Raw genomic sequence first — 15,082 nt, forward strand, 5'->3', positions numbered from 1 at the left:
CGGGCAGGAGAAACTTCTCCTGCCCGCTTGTGCCCGTTACATTATCACAGAGAATAGTGGCGAACCACGTAGGTTCCGTCAGCGCTGCTAGTCAACGTGAAGGCGTCCGTGCTGTTCACAAAGATCATTGTCGGGCCACCTCCAAATGAAACCGCCGAATAGCTGGCAGTCGGCGGGCTCCCCAAGCCCCATCCATTGGGCAGAGTGTAATACGATGGCGACGTGTACGTACCGTTGCCATTGCTTTTGAACGTGAACACCTGGGTGCTTTGCATCAGGGCGTAGTCGGCCTTGCCGTCACGGTCCAGATAGCCTACGAATGGCGCAAAACCGGAGCTTGGCGGCGTACCAAACCCCCAGCCGGATGTCACTGTTGTGTAGTTCGGCGACGTTGTATACATTGCCGGGAACGTGCCGTCGCCGTTGTTTCTGAACGTAAATATCTGTGTGCTTCCCAGCACGGCAAAGTCCGTCTTCCCGTCGCCGTCGAGGTCTCCCACTACCGGCGTATAAGAGGAACTAACAGGAGTTCCAAAATTCCAGCTATTCGGAAGGGTGTAGTAGTTCGGAGACGTTGTATACAACGGTGGAAACGTGCCATCGCCGTTGTTTCTGAACGAAAACACTGCATTTCCCGACAGAAAGGCAAAATCGGTCTTCCCATCGGCATTCAGATCTCCGACGATTGGCGCATACGTGCTGCCCGGAGGTGCCCCGAAAGCCCAGCTATTCGGAAATGTGTAGTAATACGGAGACGTCGTTTTGAGAGTGGTGAATGTCCCATCCCCACTGCTCTTAAACGTGAAGACCGCCGTAGAGCCAAGAAGCGCGAAGTCGCTCTTTCCGTCTCCATCGAAATCGCCGACGATTGGCGTGTACGATGAGGTCACCGGCGTACCGAAGGCCCAGCTGTTCGGGAACGTGTAGTAGTAGGGCGAGGCACTTGGCTGAGAATAGGTTCCATCACCGTTGCTCAGGAAACTATACACCTTCGTGCTCTCGACCAGAATAAAATCCGTCTTACCATCGTTGTTAAAGTCCCCGACAACGACAGTGTTCCCATTGGTGACCGGGTTTCCAAATGACCAGCTATGCGGGAATGTGTACGTATGGCTCGTCACATTGCCCGCACCGTCACCGAAGGATGTAACGACCTGGGTGCTACTGATGACGGCAAAATCCGGCTGTCCGTCACCATTAAAGTCCCCCGCGATATTGCCGGTCGGGCTGACATAGGCGACGGATACTTTGTTGACGCCGACGCCAGCAGCCAGGGCAAAGCACCCGTACGAATTGACGACGACATTACTGATCGCATATGTCGCTGTGTTGATGGCCCGCACGGTACATGACGTAGAAGTCACCTGCGCCGAATAGGCAGTGGTACCATCCGTCGAGAAGGCCACCTCCTCACCGTGGTCGGAGCCAATTGTAGTTCCGGTTTTATTGTTGGTAGTCGTATCAATGACAGCAATGTTCTGGTCGTTGGTATTAACGACCCATGCCTGAGTTCCATCCGGCGTGACGGCAACGCCCACCGGCAGCCGTCCAACCGTGATATCTTTGTTCCACGACGGCGTCCCGGACGCGTTAATAACGGTCACAAATCCATAGACGCTTAGGTAGGGGTCATAGCTCGCCGCATAGGCATATTGCCCATTTGGTGTTATCGCGACACCTCTCGCATAGATACCGGGCAGTGTGACTGTGTAGGCGAGAGTCGGAGCTGCCCCAGTATTGTAAATCTTAACGGAGGCATGTGAGGTAGGGCCATCAACCGTAACGTAGGCGTAAGACCCATCCGGTGTGAATGCCACATAGTCAGGCGTGTCACTGAAAGAAAGTGTATAGATCGACCCGCCTGCGGTGGGAATCACCGAAATTGTCTTGTTTCCGGGATTCGATACCCAAAGATACGCGCCGTCTCGGCTTACGGCCACACGATAAGGATTTGCCCCACTGGGAAGCGAAAAGTAGCTAACAGCGTAGGTCGCGGTATTGATCTTCGCCACCTTGTCAGCGGTAAAGAGGGCGGCATATGCAAATGCGCCGTCGGGACTTGCTGCGATGCCGACAGGCGAGTTGTCAACGTTCACAGTTGCACGTACGGTGTTGGTCCAGGTGTCCAGAATCTCCACCTGACCACACTTGGCTGGGCTTGATTGCCAGCAGTAGCTGGTTCCGACGTAAGCGTTGGCGGCTGCCGCAAGTTGTGGCATCGCGGCCAGCCATGCCAACAACAATAACAACACTCGGGCTGGGCGCAATGCTGAGCGCAGCCATGATCCTGACCATAGAGTGACAGTGGTTCGAGCATACGGATGTTTCATGAGTGATCCTCCGAAGCGAAATCGCCGCGAGACATTCGCAGCGTGGGAGGGATCGTACGCTCGCGGGAAAGTTCCCGTCAAGCGAAAAATGCTCTGATTATTTCACTATTACAATTGGTTACTTACGAGCGCCTTGACGCGCCGCAGCATGCCCCCCGCCGTGTTTCATGCCTTGGCTTTGGGTTGCAGGTCTTGCAACCCACGTACCCGCGGGGACACGTCTATATATAGAGCACCGTTTGGGGGATTACCCAAACCTTCAACTTGGCCTCGGGAATGCGTTAAAGCTCCTCTGTGCGCATCGCCTTTCCAGCGGTGTCGAGCCATGCCGAATTGAGTTACTACTACCTCAACCTGCTAGCTAAGCTAGGGGCCACCCCACATACGCTTCTTCAAGTCTCCGTACGCCGGATTGTCGAATGCAGGACGATCCGCGTTTCTGAACGGGTCTGGTTTGAATACACTCCAATAGCGCTCTTCAAGAAGTCGGCTGTTTGCGCGTGCACCTGTGGTCACATCGAGCGGGGCCACATAAGGCGTATCATAGTCCTTTCTGAGCGCAACGACGAGAGCACAATCGGTAGCTTTGTATGAGCTGAGTTGTCTCATAGCGTCTTTGTTGAAGGAAGAGATTCCGTCGAGGATATTGTTTGGAAGCGCGTAATAGCTATCATCGCTGTTGAAACTGAAATGGAGCAGACGATATCCGTTGCTACGCGCCAACATCCAAAAGAACTTGGGATTATAATTTACTAACCCGTGGTTAAACATTCCTTGAGCGGGCAGGTTGTGCAGCATCACCCCGCCAACCTCGGTGAAATCATGTATCACTTTGAAAGCATTCAATTGATTTGCAACATGCTCCGTCGTCCCACAATTTGAGACAACCTGGTATCGTCCCCGATGCGGGGATGGAACATCATCGTAATTGAGATCCATAAATATGCTGCCGGGTGTTCCGTCAACGTCAACAGATGCGTATTCGTAACCTAGCCAACGCCAGAAACTGCTGGCGAGCGGGGCCGCAACTTCTAAGTGCCTAGTGGCCCCGTGTAGAATGGTGACCTTTCCTGATGGCTGCGGTAACGGGCACGGACCTGCATGGTGGAGCTCACCAAGAATACGAAGTTCTTCTGTTCCTTCCAGAAATGACTCCGCGAGTTGTTGAGCGCCTATCTCCATCACCGCCCCACGCGGCTTGAGGTGCCCAGCCTCCGTGAGTTGGATAAATAGCGGCAGTTCTTTGCTTCCCAGTGCCATCCGTTGGTTTTAGCCATGGTCAATAGAAGGTCAAGGGAATTCCTTAACAGTTCTAGACTAGCGGCAGTGCTCTCGGCACTCGGCTTCGCGCTCGGCATTCCGCTGCTGTTCGCGGATCGTGTGCGCTGCTTCATAGGCGAGCGCCGTGCCCACGGAAGCGAGCCGCACATAGCGCCAGCGCTTGTCCGCGTCTTTAACGAGTTCTCCGATAACGATGGGGGCAAACAGGCCCGCCATGTGTATCCAGTGGCCCGCCGCGCCCATGGATGTGCGCGGGCGATTGAACTGCTGACGATTTGCGTGTTCCTCGTGATCGGTCTTGGCAGAAGGGTTGTGCTTCGGTCGCGTGCGCTCAGACCAGTTGGTGGCGGTGTCCATCGTCGGTTCCCGTGCAATTGCGCCGTGAATCTTACGCTCCACGGAACTTCCTGGCAAGCAAAACCACAACCTATGGTGGGTAGAGTGGGGGAGAACCCACTATAGTTCGATTCAATGATGGCGAAGCATGGCGCGCGCCTGCTTCACTGTCGGCAGGCTCGCGGCATCCACGTTCCTGAAGAATTCCCCAATCGCCGCCGCTGGCACGTTTACGAGACGGCGGGCCAGGCTGTGGGCATGGCCCGCAGGATCGACGATGCAGAAGTCTCTCCGGTCGGCGCGCGCGAGCTGATAACCATGCTCGCGAAGCGCTTCGATGAAGCGCGCCGCCGTCGCGCTCTCGCGATAGAGCCGCATCACGTCGCGCTTCATTGCATATGGGTCGATACCGCTCTTCTTGCCCCGGAAGGTTTCCCAGGGCTTCGCACGGCGATGCGGGCGATGCCCCTGCGACCTGTGGCTGCCGAGGACGCTCGGCACATGTTCCAGGTGAAACTCATGCTCCAGGTGACGCGCCGTCGCCTGGTGCTTCTCGTAATCGTCCGTCATCGGTACGGCGCGCATTGCCGGAACGGCAATACGCGACCACACGACGTGCCTGTGGACGCGGCCTTTCTTCTGGTGCTCGACAACGAAGCGGGCGTGCCCTGCAAGCCCGAGATTCGTTTCCAGCGTATCGACGGCAATCATCCACTGCTCAGGCGTGAGGTGCTCCGTGTCGAGCGGGTTGATATTGACGTGATAGAAGAAGTTCTTGCACTGCGTCGCAAGCGCTACCGCCTCCATTTCATGAAGGGCGTCGGCAATGGTCAGCGCGGCGAGATTCCGAATCTCGCAGAGCATGACGCGCTCGTTCTCTTCCGCGTTCGCCAGATGCTTCGCGAAGAACCGCGCGTTGCTCCGCGATCCGCCGTTAATGATCATGCGCGTCCTTTGACAGGGTAGGGTGCTTGCCCATCGTCACCAGAATGGCGGCTACCGCTTCGCGGAAGCCTGCCATCGCCTGCTTCAGCTCGTCGTCCGTGACTACATCGCCCCGGCCGTGCTTCTTAACCACGGCCTGAAGCATCCCACTCAATACTCCAAGCATCCCTAGCAAGTGCGCGAGCTGCTGTGTCTCTACAGCCGGGCGGCGCTGCGCGCGTGTCACGGGCTTCGCAAGTGCCCGTGACCGCACATAGGAGCCGACGGTCAGTCCGGCGCGCTGCGCCGCTGCTTCAATCTGCGCGCGCTCCGCGTCCGTCGCCCGGAATCCAATAATCGGAGCGCGCTTCCTCGTCTCGCTGCCGCTCTGTTTCTGCCGAAACGCCACGCATGCCCATGTCGTTGGCGTCCGACGATGCGATTGAGCATTGACGCCAGGAGCGGGAATCACGGCGGGGGCGACTACGCCCTGGCATTCCGTGACGCTCGCTAGTGGCGGTTTTTCGTGCTCTTTATCCCCGGACGCGGTTAAACCACATATTGCTTGTCACTCAGGTATGAATGACAAGGGTTGTTTTAGAGCGGGACAACGGTTGTGTCAAGAAGAGACAGCGTGGCCGAGGACGACGATAGCTGGGCGAAGAAGCAATATCCGCACGGCATCTGTGGGGCTGGACGATATTGCATTACCTCAGACTCGGGTAGTGCATCAGTTTGAAAAGTGCGTACTTAACTTATATAGATACACACTTATTCTAAACGGAGTTGCGAAACATGATGTGGATTGTGGCTATTCTAGCCATTGTATTGATGGCTGTATTGTTCTTTTTGTTCAAAGTCCTTTATGAGGCAAACATAATGCGGTCCATGTTTGTTATGGCCGTACTTGATAGAGAGTTTTTAGAAGGACAGCGTGGGAAGATAAATGACTACATGAAGTCGATTGCGGCGGCCAATGCAATAGAAGTTTCAAAACAGTTTAACGCCGCCTTAGATAGCATGGCTTTTAGGATCGCAAAGGAAGCACCTATCCTCTTAGGTGCGCGGGCGGTGCTTTGGGAAGCATTCAAGAATGCCAATTCCAATACCTCATTTAGACAATAGGAGCTAACAGTCACACTGAGATACTACCCAGAATCGAATGTTCGTGACCGCCAGGCACCCTATACAAAGGCGGGTTCCTTGACCGCGCGAGGGCCCTTGCTGCGTTCGCAGGTGAATCGCGCTCAGCCCCATGCCTGGGTTAGAGCGGGACGGAAGACGTGTCAAGGTGTACCAACAATGTTGGCTTTACCGGAAGGCACATGCTGGGCGAGGTTGCGCAACCACCGCTGCACCGGCCTCTCAAAGCAAAGAAAACTGATACGGCTTATAACAAGAATGCTGATGACAGCCGTGATGTAGAGTAACCACGGATTGAGGTTGAGATAGTAATAATCCCTAGCGTTCCACCCAAGGAAGGCGTGCAACAGATAAATAGAATAGCTTGCCTCGCCTAGCTTAACTGTCAATTTGCTACCAATCGCCCTGGAGCACAGTGCCTGCGGATAGTGGGATAGCACATAAACCAGTACTGTCACCATTGGCACGTAGAGCAGGGAGCCGTTGCGGCCAAAGAACGGATTATGTGGAGCGATCATCAGATAAACCGATAGATGTGCGGCAAGCGTCGCAACGACGCATCCCGTTACAACGTATCCCGAAATGGCCTTCTCCACTCGGGTTGGCGCTTTGTCTTTGAGCGAGAGATGGATGTTAGCCGCCACGGCACCGCAGACAAAGGCTGGCAGATTAATCAGTGGGTTAAAGTAATTAAGCCACCGCAGTAGCGAGTCCTGGTAATTGTGCTGCACCGTTGCGATTGGCCCGAAGGCGACTTCCGCCACGCGGTCGATTGCACTTGAGTAATGGTCGAACCACAACAGGAGACCCACGCCGACTAAGTAGCCGAACCCGGCGATAGAAATCTGCTTGAATAGGCTGGATTGCGAGCACAGCCAGCGCACGATCAAGAGATAGGTGAGGTAGAAGAACGCTTCGACACTCAGAGACCAAATGACGGATGAGACCATGTGATATTGGTAGATGAGATTGTTCTGGCATATCACGCTATAAAACCAGGCTTGGGTAAACGTAAGATAGAACGGCAGCGCAAAGAAGAAGCCCATGCGTACCCCTGCATGCCCGCATGAGCCCCGATGATAATAGAACGAGGACGCAAACTCGGCTATAAAAAGGACGAAGTACAACGGGTAAAGCCTTGCGAACCGTGCCCACAAGAACTGCTTGCGACCGCCGGGCGCGTCGCAAATAGAATGATAATTGTAGTGGATTACAAATCCGCTCAGCACAAAGAACAATGCCATGCCCAGACCGGCCATCGTAGAAATGCCGTTTGTCAATGAATTCGCGATCTTCTGGTCGTTTAGGACCCAATGCGTATAGTGAGCTATCAAGACGAAGAAAGCCGCGAAGAAGCGCAACCCATCCAATGCGGGAATATGTTTGCCTGTTGCCATGGGCGCGCCTCCGATTCTGAGCAACCTTATCTATTGCGCGCAGTAGCTGGCCGCAACCGCTTTGTTTGCGGTGAAGGCGCACGTTGCGCTCAGCGGATAGTGCTACCACCCCAGGAAGTGAATCCAGCGAGGGGTTTCTGATACCGGCCCACCGCCGTGAGGTGCGCCTCGGGCCGGTGATCCTCCCTCATCTCAAACAGGGTGAGCTGCTTCTGCCTGGCCTGCGCCTGCAATTGTCCCCGGCGCATCTTCACCTCACGCCAGACATACGCTTTTCCGTCAATCAGAATGAACCGCGAGTTCATGACGCCCTCACGCAATAGGTGTTGCCCAAGCACTCAATCTCCGTGTAGTCCATCGACAGATCACGCGCCAGCAGATCGTAGTCGAGGTAGGGCAGAACTTGCTCGTTGACGCCTGCCGGGTAGATGCCTTCCTCCGCGAATTGCTCCGCTAATTCCTTCGTCGTCATCTCGTACACGTCCACGTCGTCCAGCGCGCCCGATGCCGTGGCGTCCTCCCACGTCGTGCCTTGGTATTCCATAAGGTAGGAAAGGGCCGCGAGCCGATGGCCCTCGTAACCGGTGTCGAGCGCTTCAAAGTAACCCGCCACATTGCCCTGATGCGGTTTGCAGAGCTTGAAAAGCAGACAGTCCTCGTCGGTGCCGTCGATGAACTGAATCTCGACCTCCTCAAACGGAGCCTTCTTCATCCGCTCTGTGAATTCCTCCGCAGTCTCGAAGTAAAACCCTGCGTAAGTGATGTCGTAAGGCGTGGCGTGTAATGTCGGCATGATGTTTCCTTTGCTGGAAGTGGGGTTGATAAAAAATCAACCTCTGGCTCACGCCGAGTGCGGGGTAGCAAAGGTCAAGGGTTCCGATGTCGCCCGCGACATTTTTGGGGGGACCGTGAAAGACGCAGCTATTGCGCCGGTTTCCGCTCGCGGAAATTCGCGGGGGAGCCAAAACCCGAAGGCGGGTTCCTTGACCACGCGAGGGCGGAGCCCTTAGCGCCTTCCTGCGCTCGCGGGTAAATTCCTCTCAGCCCCATGCTTGGGCATGTTGAAACAGCGCCGCCAGTTCCGCTTCTGACGGCTTGGCCTTCGACTCAAACCGGAATGTCTGATAGCCCGCCGCTTTCGTGATGGCGTCACGCTGCCGGTCGGCGTTCGCATCATGGGTGCGGTCGTCCAGCTCGATGAGCGCGACAACCTTTAGGCTTCTCGCCTCGCACACTATGAAATCCGCGATCTTGCGGTCAAACCTGGCACGAAGCGCCCATCGCGCGCGGCGGGACAGCGCCCCGTCGTCGGTCAGCAGCGCCGCAAACGCCACCTGCGGGAACACTCTATACGCCGGTAATGCCCGTTGCAGCCGGTGAAAGAATTCCGTTTCGTTCGGGGTCAACAGCGCCCTACGCCGGATGCGCGAAAGCCACGGCTTGCGCCTGAAGAGGAGAAACACGGCGGGGGCAACGACGAGCAGAACCAGCGCGCCACAGGCGGCGAGAAAAGCAGAGTCCGAAGTCAGGCGGAGGAGCCACGGCGGAAGATACACGTAACGGTCTTAGCCGCGTCGTTCCATACGTGCAAGGCGCTTGGCTACGCCTGCCGATTGTGCCTGCACGTTGGCGAACAGCCGATGCCCTTCGGATGGCGCATGTCTTCCGAAATCAGAGCAGCCCTGCGCCTCTCATCCTGCCAGTGAGGCGGATTGTTGTAGAGGTTGATGATGTGGCCGACATTGCGGGAGAAGAGCCGGATTTCAAATCTGTCGTAGGCTCCCGGCGGTGCCGCGAGCACCTCGTTCAATTCACGTATGGCCGCGCGAATCTTCAGCTCGCCCGTGACGAAATGCAGTGGTCGAAGGCACCCGACGATGAGAATGTATGGAATCTTCCTGTCGAGGAAAAGCATCGCTTGCCTTTAGGTTATCGAATGTTCTCGATGAGCTTTGACGCGGGGACTTTGAGCGCGCGAGCGAGCTTGAGGATGTTGAGCAGCGACAGGTTTCTGCGCCCGCATTCGATCTGCGAGACGTAGTTGCGGTGCAGGTCCGCCTGCTCCGCAAGGTCCTCCTGGCTCAGACCCTGCTCCAGCCGGACCTTCTTGACCCGTTCCCCGAATTGAAGAAGGGGATTCTTCATCCCCTGAGCATGGCTTAGATGCACACTATGAGTCCATACACGATGGTGTGGCACACTATCGTGTGCCTTCATGGTACGATCGGATCGCGCGGGAAGGGGCGCGGATTTGCGGTGAGCCGGGTTGCACATCTGGACGTTCATATGCGGCAGTTCGGAGAAGCGGTCACGCGCGCCCGCGATGCGCGGGGCATGAGCCGTGAAGCGCTCTGCGGGGCCTGCGGTTTGCCGGACGGCACGCTGGAGCGGATCGAACGAGGGCTTGCACCGTTACGGGGCTTCGGCTTCACCGAGATCTGCCGTCTTGCCTGCGCGCTCGGCATGAGCCCGGAGGGGCTTCTTGAGAGCTATGAAAGGGCGATCCACCCCAAAGACGCCTGGTGGCGCGGGGATTCGTCGCCGCAGAGGAACAAACCATGACTATACGACGCATATCTCGGAAGCAGGGCCTCGCGCTGCTGCTCTGTTCTGCGGGACACGCACAGGCGCGGGGGATTATGATGAAGAACAACCCGCTGGCTGTTGGGCCACTAGCCATGATCCTGGCTTTGACTGGCATCGCGGTGCTTCCCAGTACCGCCTCTGCGCAGGCGGGGGGACAAGGGCAGGACACTACCGTCGTGGATGCTTCAACATCCGGCCGCGCACCCGGTTTCCCGGAGAGTCTTGAAACTGGTTATGTCCCGGCTGCTCCCAACAGTCTGGGCATAACGATGATATTTCTGAGTTATCGTAACGACCCGACCGCGCAGCCGCAGATCAAGGTTTATATCGATAACAGGAACGGTGATGCTGAATATTGGGGATTCAACGATGATGGTGTCTGGCTGAGCAATCCAAACCTGGTTCCAAAATCAGGCGGTAAGCCCTTCACGGTCAGAATCGTGGATGGGAAGGCGGTCATCCAGGGGCGCGAGGACATTCCACGCGGGCTGCGTAATCCTTCCAACGCCTATCTTGCGTATTATGGACCGGCAGGTGAAAAACCGGCTGCCGCGGTTGCCTCGACGGGTAAAGGGGCAGGCGGCAGTGGCCAGCCAAGGCGGCCTCTTCGTCCCGGCATTCTGAACAATCCGGACGTTGCGGAGGTCTTGAGCACCGTCGGCCGTGGTGATACCACTCGCGGGCGGCCCGCCGCGATTGAAGGCACCAAGGCAACGGTCGATGCCTCGGGGCTCCTGACGTTCCAGGGCTCCGACAACAAGACACAGGGCTACAAGGTAGAGCGTGTTTCTCAAGGAGTGCAGGAGCCCGGCAAACCGCTCATGGGCGCGTATCTTTATACCGCTCCCGATAAAAACTCCGGCATCCTCTTCACCTTGGTCGGCACTCCGGATGGGAAAGTCAGCGGCATGCCGTTGAACGGGCAGGCGCTCGGCATGCTGAAGCCAAAATCCACCGGGCAGTGAATTCCGGCATTCCTGGTAGGGTTCCCCTAGCCTCTTCTGTCTGTCGAGCAACTACAACATAAAGGACGTTATGTTGTAGTAGTCAGCGAACTGTGCTAGCCTCCGCGTCCATGAATGGCAAGCGAGTCAAACTGCCTCCCTGCGTGGCGACTATCTATCGGGCGGTCGCAGATTTGGAGAAACAATATGCGCCGCGAAAGTTCACTCCCGATGGTCATCTCGTCGGCTCAATAGGCGAAGTTGTAGCAGCCGAAGCGCTCGGGTTGACTCTCTATCCGATGTCACGTGCCGGGCACGACGCCTACGACGCCAATGGCGATGTACAAATCAAAATGACAGCAGGCAATAGTGTTGCCATGTACGCAGAGTGCCATCGTCTAGTCGTTCTGCGCGTCGTCTCCCCTGAAGAAGCAGAGATAGTTTACGACGGTGATGGTGCACCCGCATGGGCCAACGCGCGCAAGCCCGGCAAGAATGGACAGCGGGTGGTGGGCCTTGCAAAGCTGCGGGCATTGATAAAGGAACACAATGAATGAGCGATGTCGCTGTGCTCCCCGCTCCGTTCGCACTTCCGGTATTGATCAGCAACGCGGGCGAAGAGGCAGCATGGCGTTTCCTCGAATTCTTCACGGTCAACATCCGCAACAAGAATACGCGCGCGGCGTATTCCGTGGCCGCGAGCGCTTTCCTGGACTGGTGCCAAGCTAGGGGCATGACGGCCATTTCGGACGTAAAGCCCGTACACGTCGCCGCCTATATTGAGCAGCTCCAGGAGAAGATGAAGGCTTCCTCTGTAAAGCAGCACCTCGCCTGCATCCGGATGCTGTTCGATTGGCTGGTGACAGGGCAAGTCGTGCCGTCCAATCCCGCCCATGCCGTGCGCGGGCCGCGTCATTCCGTCAAGAAAGGATCGACTACGGTGATGTCGTCGAAAGAGACTACCGATTTCCTGAACAGTATCGACACGTCGAATGTTGTCGGGCTGCGCGACCGGGCGTTCGTCGCGGTTATGGTCTACACCTTCGCGCGCGTCTCCGCCGTCGTAAATCTCAAGGTGGAGGACTATTTCCCCCTCAAAAAGCGCTGGTGGCTCCGCCTCAACGAAAAGGGGGCTCTGCGCAGGAATCTGACAAACCGTCGTGGTGACGCGGATGCGGCGTTTTTGCATCCTTGGCTAAACTGGCGGATTGAGAGATAACGACTGGACACGAATCCTGGGATGGCCCGGTTATCGGGTGTATCAGCAAGAGATAGACGAAAAAGCCAAGACATTGAAGCTGTGGGTGCGGCGGAAGCGCGGCAACCGCAAGCTGGTGTGTTCCGGCTGCGGGCGCAAGTTGGACAAGCCCATGGACGTTACCGAGCGCGAAGTGCGGGACATGCCGTGTTTCGAGTATCGGACCACCGTAGTGATTGAGTTGTACCGGGTTCGATGTCCGGACTGCGGACCGAAGACGGAGCGAGTCGAGCCGTTGCCGAGTAAGGCGCCGTTCAGCAAGCGCTTCGAGGAGGCGGTGGGGAGGGCCTGCGAGAGTGCGGCGGCGCGTCAAGTGGCACGGCACTTCGGGCTGGCGGAGAGCACGGTGCGGGCCATTGACTTACGATACCTGGAGCGTTGGAAGGCGCAGAGAAGGATGCCGGCTCTGCGAGAGATGGGAGTGGACGAGATCTTTCTGGGAAAGAAGACGAAATTCGTTACCGTAGTAACCAATTTGGAAAGTGGCGAGCCCTTGTGGTTCGGACTGGAGCGGAAGAAGGAGACCCTGGACGAGTACTTCCGGACCCAATTGAGCCGAGGCCAACGAGAACGGATCGAATCGGCATGTGTGGATATGTGGGAACCGTTCCGCACCAGCATTCTGGAATGGGCGCCGCAGTGCGCCATCGTGTACGACAAGTTCCACATCATGCAGCACGCCAACCAGGCAGTGGATGAAGTACGGCGGGCGGAGTTCTTCCGCAAAGGCGGGGGTATGCGCGAAGTGGTCAAAGGAAAGCGCTGGTTGCTGCTGACGCGCTGGGTGAACCTGACGACCATACGGCGTCAGCAACTCAATGAACTGTTTGCGCTGAACCGGAAGGTCCTGAAAGCCTATCTGCTCAAAGAGAGCCTGGATCGGTTGTGGACTTACACCTACGAAGGGGCCATGGAGCGCTACTTCAATGCCTGGCGGCGGCAGTTGTGCTGGCAGCGCTTACCGGCCTTCGAGAAGTTGGCCTATATGTTGATCGACCATTGGGAGGGGATCCTGAACTACTGCCGAGTCAAAGTCCGGTTCGGCGTCGTTGAGGCGATCAACGGAAATATCAAGATGATCCTGCGGCGTGGACGCGGCTACAGGAATCTAAATTACCTACTCCTCAAGGCGCAGCGCATGGCCGTCACCAAGACCGAATTCGTCGCATTCCAGAAAGCAGCGTGAAATGGGCCGTCTGTCAGATTCCTGCGGAGAGCCGAAAAGGGAGGCAAGGTCAATGAAATGGGCTGCCATCATAAGCTGGAGCAGTATTTGGATGAATACATCGCGGCGGCAGGGATCGGCGACGACAAGAAAAATCCCCTCTTCCGCGCGGCGGTCGGCCGAACGAAGAAGCTCTCCGAAAGACCCATGTCGCGCCAAGACGCCTGGTACATGGTGCGCCGTCGCGCAAGACAGGCCGGAATTGAGACCGCGATTGGCAATCACTCGTTTCGGGCTATTGGCTTGACGGATTACCTGGACAACGGCGGCGACATTACCATCGCCCAGCGCATGGCCGGGCATGAGGATATTAGCACCACGCGCTTGTACGACCGTAGGAACGACGATATCGATTTCAGCGAAATTGAGCGCGTAGGGATTTAACGTCAAACTAGGAAGATCAATGAGCGAACTGGTGTCTGAACTTCAGGCGATATACGAGGAGCTGCAATCGATTGCGCAAAGCCTCGAAAAGAAGGAATTTCTGAAACCGCTGGACGCACTCGAAAAGAGCGCGACCGACGTAGGGAAAGCGTGGGGTCATTCCTGGCTTGGTTATCAATCCCGTGTGTACTACGAGAGCCTGGAGGCCCCGCCGCCCGGCGCGCACTTCAGCAGCGAGTGGGGCTTCAAGGAGCTACACACGATGGGAACACGCGGAAATTGGGAAGAGTTCGCCGAGGATGCCATTGAGACAGAAATCAGGAGGCGGGCGGGCCATCCCGATATGTCGAACGCGCAGAAGGCATCCGACACGGCCCGAGATAACTTTCGGCACAAGCGGGACGATATCATTTCGATCCTGCGAGCGGCCAAAGGCAAACACGACGACACTTTTCTCGAAAAACTGCTTGACGAGGCCGAACGAGAGAAGGCATTCACCAAAGCCGACTTCATCGAGTACATGCGTCCGTCTGGGCAAATAATGTCCCGAGACATGATCGCACTCAGCCAGGGGCTCTGGACGCCGCCGCACCTGTCCATTTTGGCCGACGTTATGAGTCTCAAAGCGCCGAAGCGCGCGTGTGAATCCTTGGCGGCTATCGCCCGTCGTGCCTTCTCGCACCTGGAGCGAACCGAAAAAAGACAGGCGAAAGCGGATCGGGTCGGCACAAACGTCTTCATCGGGCATGGCCGCTCGAAGGAATGGAAGGACCTAAAGGACTTCATCAATGACCGTATGCGGCTGCCGTGGGATGAGTTTAACCGTGTGGCGGTTGCGGGGATTCCTAATACAGTAAGGCTTTCGACGATGCTCGACGCCGCTGCAATTGCGTTCCTGGTCCTCACGGCCGAAGACGAGCGAGCCGACAGTAAAATGCAGGCGCGCATGAACGTGATTCACGAAGCCGGACTGTTTCAAGGACGGCTCGGTTTCAGCAAAGCAATCGTCATGCTGGAGGAAGGGTGTGAGGAATTCTCGAACATTGAGGGATTGGGGCAGATCCGGTTTCCGAAAAACAACATCAAGGCCGCATTTCACGATGTGCAGCTCGTCCTTGAACGTGAAGGGTTGGTTGAAGCGCCGCAAGAATAGTTCTGCTATGAACCGCGCTGGCACCTAGGATGACGCCAGCGCGCAATGGGCGCGACCCTAACAAAGCTCCATACAGAAATCGAGTGTTTACTGTATGCCCACTTCCTCCAACTGGAAACGC

At 56.6% G+C, this 15,082-nt stretch carries 19 protein-coding genes; 8 read left to right on the forward strand and 11 right to left on the reverse strand.

Translation table 11 applies throughout. The features are described 5' to 3' along the window. Nucleotides 1-44 precede the first annotated feature (44 nt). From ACR9Y2_RS02850 to ACR9Y2_RS02870, 5 genes are all read right to left on the reverse strand, one after another. On the reverse strand, nt 45-2,330 hold the full coding sequence (locus tag ACR9Y2_RS02850) for an FG-GAP-like repeat-containing protein (RefSeq protein ID WP_435039521.1): 2,286 nt from the start codon (nt 2,328-2,330) through the stop codon (nt 45-47). 366 nt (nt 2,331-2,696) lie between these two features. Next, entirely contained in the window at nt 2,697-3,590 is an 894-nt protein-coding gene (locus ACR9Y2_RS02855) for a hypothetical protein (protein ID WP_435039522.1), read from the reverse strand. A gap of 57 nt (nt 3,591-3,647) precedes the next feature. Continuing rightward, nucleotides 3,648-4,010, reverse strand: a complete 363-nt coding sequence (locus ACR9Y2_RS02860; RefSeq protein WP_435039523.1) for a hypothetical protein — start codon at nt 4,008-4,010, stop codon at nt 3,648-3,650. Nucleotides 4,011-4,079: 69 nt separating this feature from the next. After that, nucleotides 4,080-4,892: a relaxase/mobilization nuclease domain-containing protein gene (locus tag ACR9Y2_RS02865; RefSeq protein ID WP_435039524.1), complete on the reverse strand. Its 813-nt coding sequence runs from the start codon at nt 4,890-4,892 to the stop codon at nt 4,080-4,082. Continuing rightward, on the reverse strand, nt 4,882-5,280 hold the full coding sequence (locus tag ACR9Y2_RS02870) for a plasmid mobilization protein (RefSeq protein WP_435039525.1): 399 nt from the start codon (nt 5,278-5,280) through the stop codon (nt 4,882-4,884). Before ACR9Y2_RS02870 ends, ACR9Y2_RS02865 begins: the two co-directional genes overlap by 11 nt. A 386-nt stretch (nt 5,281-5,666) precedes the next feature. Here ACR9Y2_RS02870 and ACR9Y2_RS02875 point away from each other — a divergent pair, with 386 nt between their 5' ends. Continuing rightward, nucleotides 5,667-5,996: a hypothetical protein gene (locus tag ACR9Y2_RS02875; protein WP_435039526.1), complete on the forward strand. Its 330-nt coding sequence runs from the start codon at nt 5,667-5,669 to the stop codon at nt 5,994-5,996. 161 nt (nt 5,997-6,157) lie between these two features. Here ACR9Y2_RS02875 and ACR9Y2_RS02880 read toward each other — a convergent pair whose 3' ends face one another. The 6 genes from ACR9Y2_RS02880 to ACR9Y2_RS02905 form a co-directional block, all read right to left on the reverse strand. Then, entirely contained in the window at nt 6,158-7,411 is a 1,254-nt protein-coding gene (locus ACR9Y2_RS02880) for an acyltransferase family protein (protein WP_435039527.1), read from the reverse strand. 89 nt (nt 7,412-7,500) lie between these two features. Continuing rightward, nucleotides 7,501-7,716: a hypothetical protein gene (locus ACR9Y2_RS02885; protein ID WP_435039528.1), complete on the reverse strand. Its 216-nt coding sequence runs from the start codon at nt 7,714-7,716 to the stop codon at nt 7,501-7,503. Further along, nucleotides 7,713-8,204, reverse strand: coding sequence for an antirestriction protein ArdA (locus ACR9Y2_RS02890; RefSeq protein WP_435039529.1), 492 nt, complete (start codon nt 8,202-8,204; stop codon nt 7,713-7,715). Before ACR9Y2_RS02890 ends, ACR9Y2_RS02885 begins: the two co-directional genes overlap by 4 nt. A 247-nt stretch (nt 8,205-8,451) precedes the next feature. Next, nucleotides 8,452-8,967 (reverse strand): DUF2726 domain-containing protein, encoded by a 516-nt coding sequence (locus ACR9Y2_RS02895; RefSeq protein ID WP_435039530.1) that lies wholly within the window; start codon nt 8,965-8,967, stop codon nt 8,452-8,454. Nucleotides 8,968-9,011: 44 nt separating this feature from the next. Next, nucleotides 9,012-9,326, reverse strand: a complete 315-nt coding sequence (locus ACR9Y2_RS02900; protein ID WP_435039531.1) for a hypothetical protein — start codon at nt 9,324-9,326, stop codon at nt 9,012-9,014. Between the two features lie 14 nt (nt 9,327-9,340). Then, complete coding sequence (locus ACR9Y2_RS02905; protein ID WP_435039533.1) at nt 9,341-9,556, reverse strand: helix-turn-helix domain-containing protein; 216 nt, start codon at nt 9,554-9,556, stop codon at nt 9,341-9,343. A gap of 141 nt (nt 9,557-9,697) precedes the next feature. On the opposite strand from ACR9Y2_RS02905, the gene ACR9Y2_RS02910 reads away from it, so the two are divergent. From ACR9Y2_RS02910 to ACR9Y2_RS02940, 7 genes are all read left to right on the forward strand, one after another. Continuing rightward, complete coding sequence (locus tag ACR9Y2_RS02910; protein WP_435039534.1) at nt 9,698-9,973, forward strand: helix-turn-helix domain-containing protein; 276 nt, start codon at nt 9,698-9,700, stop codon at nt 9,971-9,973. Nucleotides 9,974-10,050: 77 nt separating this feature from the next. Continuing rightward, on the forward strand, nt 10,051-10,962 hold the full coding sequence (locus ACR9Y2_RS02915) for a hypothetical protein (protein ID WP_435039535.1): 912 nt from the start codon (nt 10,051-10,053) through the stop codon (nt 10,960-10,962). A gap of 110 nt (nt 10,963-11,072) precedes the next feature. Next, nucleotides 11,073-11,498 carry a DUF6998 domain-containing protein gene (locus ACR9Y2_RS02920; protein WP_435039536.1) on the forward strand — a complete coding sequence of 142 codons (426 nt, stop codon included), beginning with the start codon at nt 11,073-11,075 and terminating at the stop codon, nt 11,496-11,498. Next, the gene (locus ACR9Y2_RS02925; RefSeq protein ID WP_435039537.1) at nt 11,495-12,160 is read left to right on the forward strand and encodes a tyrosine-type recombinase/integrase; all 666 of its coding nucleotides are present in this window, start codon (nt 11,495-11,497) and stop codon (nt 12,158-12,160) included. Before ACR9Y2_RS02920 ends, ACR9Y2_RS02925 begins: the two co-directional genes overlap by 4 nt. Nucleotides 12,161-12,197: 37 nt before the next feature. Continuing rightward, entirely contained in the window at nt 12,198-13,385 is a 1,188-nt protein-coding gene (locus ACR9Y2_RS02930; protein ID WP_435039538.1) for an ISL3 family transposase, read from the forward strand. Between the two features lie 57 nt (nt 13,386-13,442). After that, a complete protein-coding gene (locus ACR9Y2_RS02935) occupies nt 13,443-13,808 on the forward strand; it encodes a tyrosine-type recombinase/integrase (RefSeq protein WP_435039539.1) in 366 nt (121 codons plus the stop codon). A gap of 19 nt (nt 13,809-13,827) precedes the next feature. Then, nucleotides 13,828-14,961, forward strand: a complete 1,134-nt coding sequence (locus ACR9Y2_RS02940) for a TIR domain-containing protein (RefSeq protein ID WP_435039540.1) — start codon at nt 13,828-13,830, stop codon at nt 14,959-14,961. Nucleotides 14,962-15,082 lie beyond the last annotated feature (121 nt).

The sequence above is a fragment of the Paludibaculum fermentans genome, assembly GCF_051172195.1.
In the GTDB taxonomy this organism is placed as follows: domain Bacteria; phylum Acidobacteriota; class Terriglobia; order Bryobacterales; family Bryobacteraceae; genus Paludibaculum; species Paludibaculum fermentans_A.

What these genes read in the sequence shown, in the direction of transcription:
- ACR9Y2_RS02850 (WP_435039521.1), bottom strand. Translation starts at nt 2,330, where the DNA reads ATGAAACATCCGTATGCTCGAACCACTGTCACTCTATGGTCAGGATCA.
- ACR9Y2_RS02855 (WP_435039522.1), bottom strand. Translation starts at nt 3,590, where the DNA reads ATGGCACTGGGAAGCAAAGAACTGCCGCTATTTATCCAACTCACGGAG.
- ACR9Y2_RS02865 (WP_435039524.1), bottom strand. Translation starts at nt 4,892, where the DNA reads ATGATCATTAACGGCGGATCGCGGAGCAACGCGCGGTTCTTCGCGAAG.
- ACR9Y2_RS02875 (WP_435039526.1), top strand. Translation starts at nt 5,667, where the DNA reads ATGATGTGGATTGTGGCTATTCTAGCCATTGTATTGATGGCTGTATTG.
- ACR9Y2_RS02880 (WP_435039527.1), bottom strand. Translation starts at nt 7,411, where the DNA reads ATGGCAACAGGCAAACATATTCCCGCATTGGATGGGTTGCGCTTCTTC.
- ACR9Y2_RS02885 (WP_435039528.1), bottom strand. Translation starts at nt 7,716, where the DNA reads ATGAACTCGCGGTTCATTCTGATTGACGGAAAAGCGTATGTCTGGCGT.
- ACR9Y2_RS02890 (WP_435039529.1), bottom strand. Translation starts at nt 8,204, where the DNA reads ATGCCGACATTACACGCCACGCCTTACGACATCACTTACGCAGGGTTT.
- ACR9Y2_RS02900 (WP_435039531.1), bottom strand. Translation starts at nt 9,326, where the DNA reads ATGCTTTTCCTCGACAGGAAGATTCCATACATTCTCATCGTCGGGTGC.
- ACR9Y2_RS02905 (WP_435039533.1), bottom strand. Translation starts at nt 9,556, where the DNA reads ATGAAGAATCCCCTTCTTCAATTCGGGGAACGGGTCAAGAAGGTCCGG.
- ACR9Y2_RS02910 (WP_435039534.1), top strand. Translation starts at nt 9,698, where the DNA reads ATGCGGCAGTTCGGAGAAGCGGTCACGCGCGCCCGCGATGCGCGGGGC.
- ACR9Y2_RS02915 (WP_435039535.1), top strand. Translation starts at nt 10,051, where the DNA reads ATGATGAAGAACAACCCGCTGGCTGTTGGGCCACTAGCCATGATCCTG.
- ACR9Y2_RS02920 (WP_435039536.1), top strand. Translation starts at nt 11,073, where the DNA reads ATGAATGGCAAGCGAGTCAAACTGCCTCCCTGCGTGGCGACTATCTAT.
- ACR9Y2_RS02925 (WP_435039537.1), top strand. Translation starts at nt 11,495, where the DNA reads ATGAGCGATGTCGCTGTGCTCCCCGCTCCGTTCGCACTTCCGGTATTG.
- ACR9Y2_RS02935 (WP_435039539.1), top strand. Translation starts at nt 13,443, where the DNA reads ATGGGCTGCCATCATAAGCTGGAGCAGTATTTGGATGAATACATCGCG.
- ACR9Y2_RS02940 (WP_435039540.1), top strand. Translation starts at nt 13,828, where the DNA reads ATGAGCGAACTGGTGTCTGAACTTCAGGCGATATACGAGGAGCTGCAA.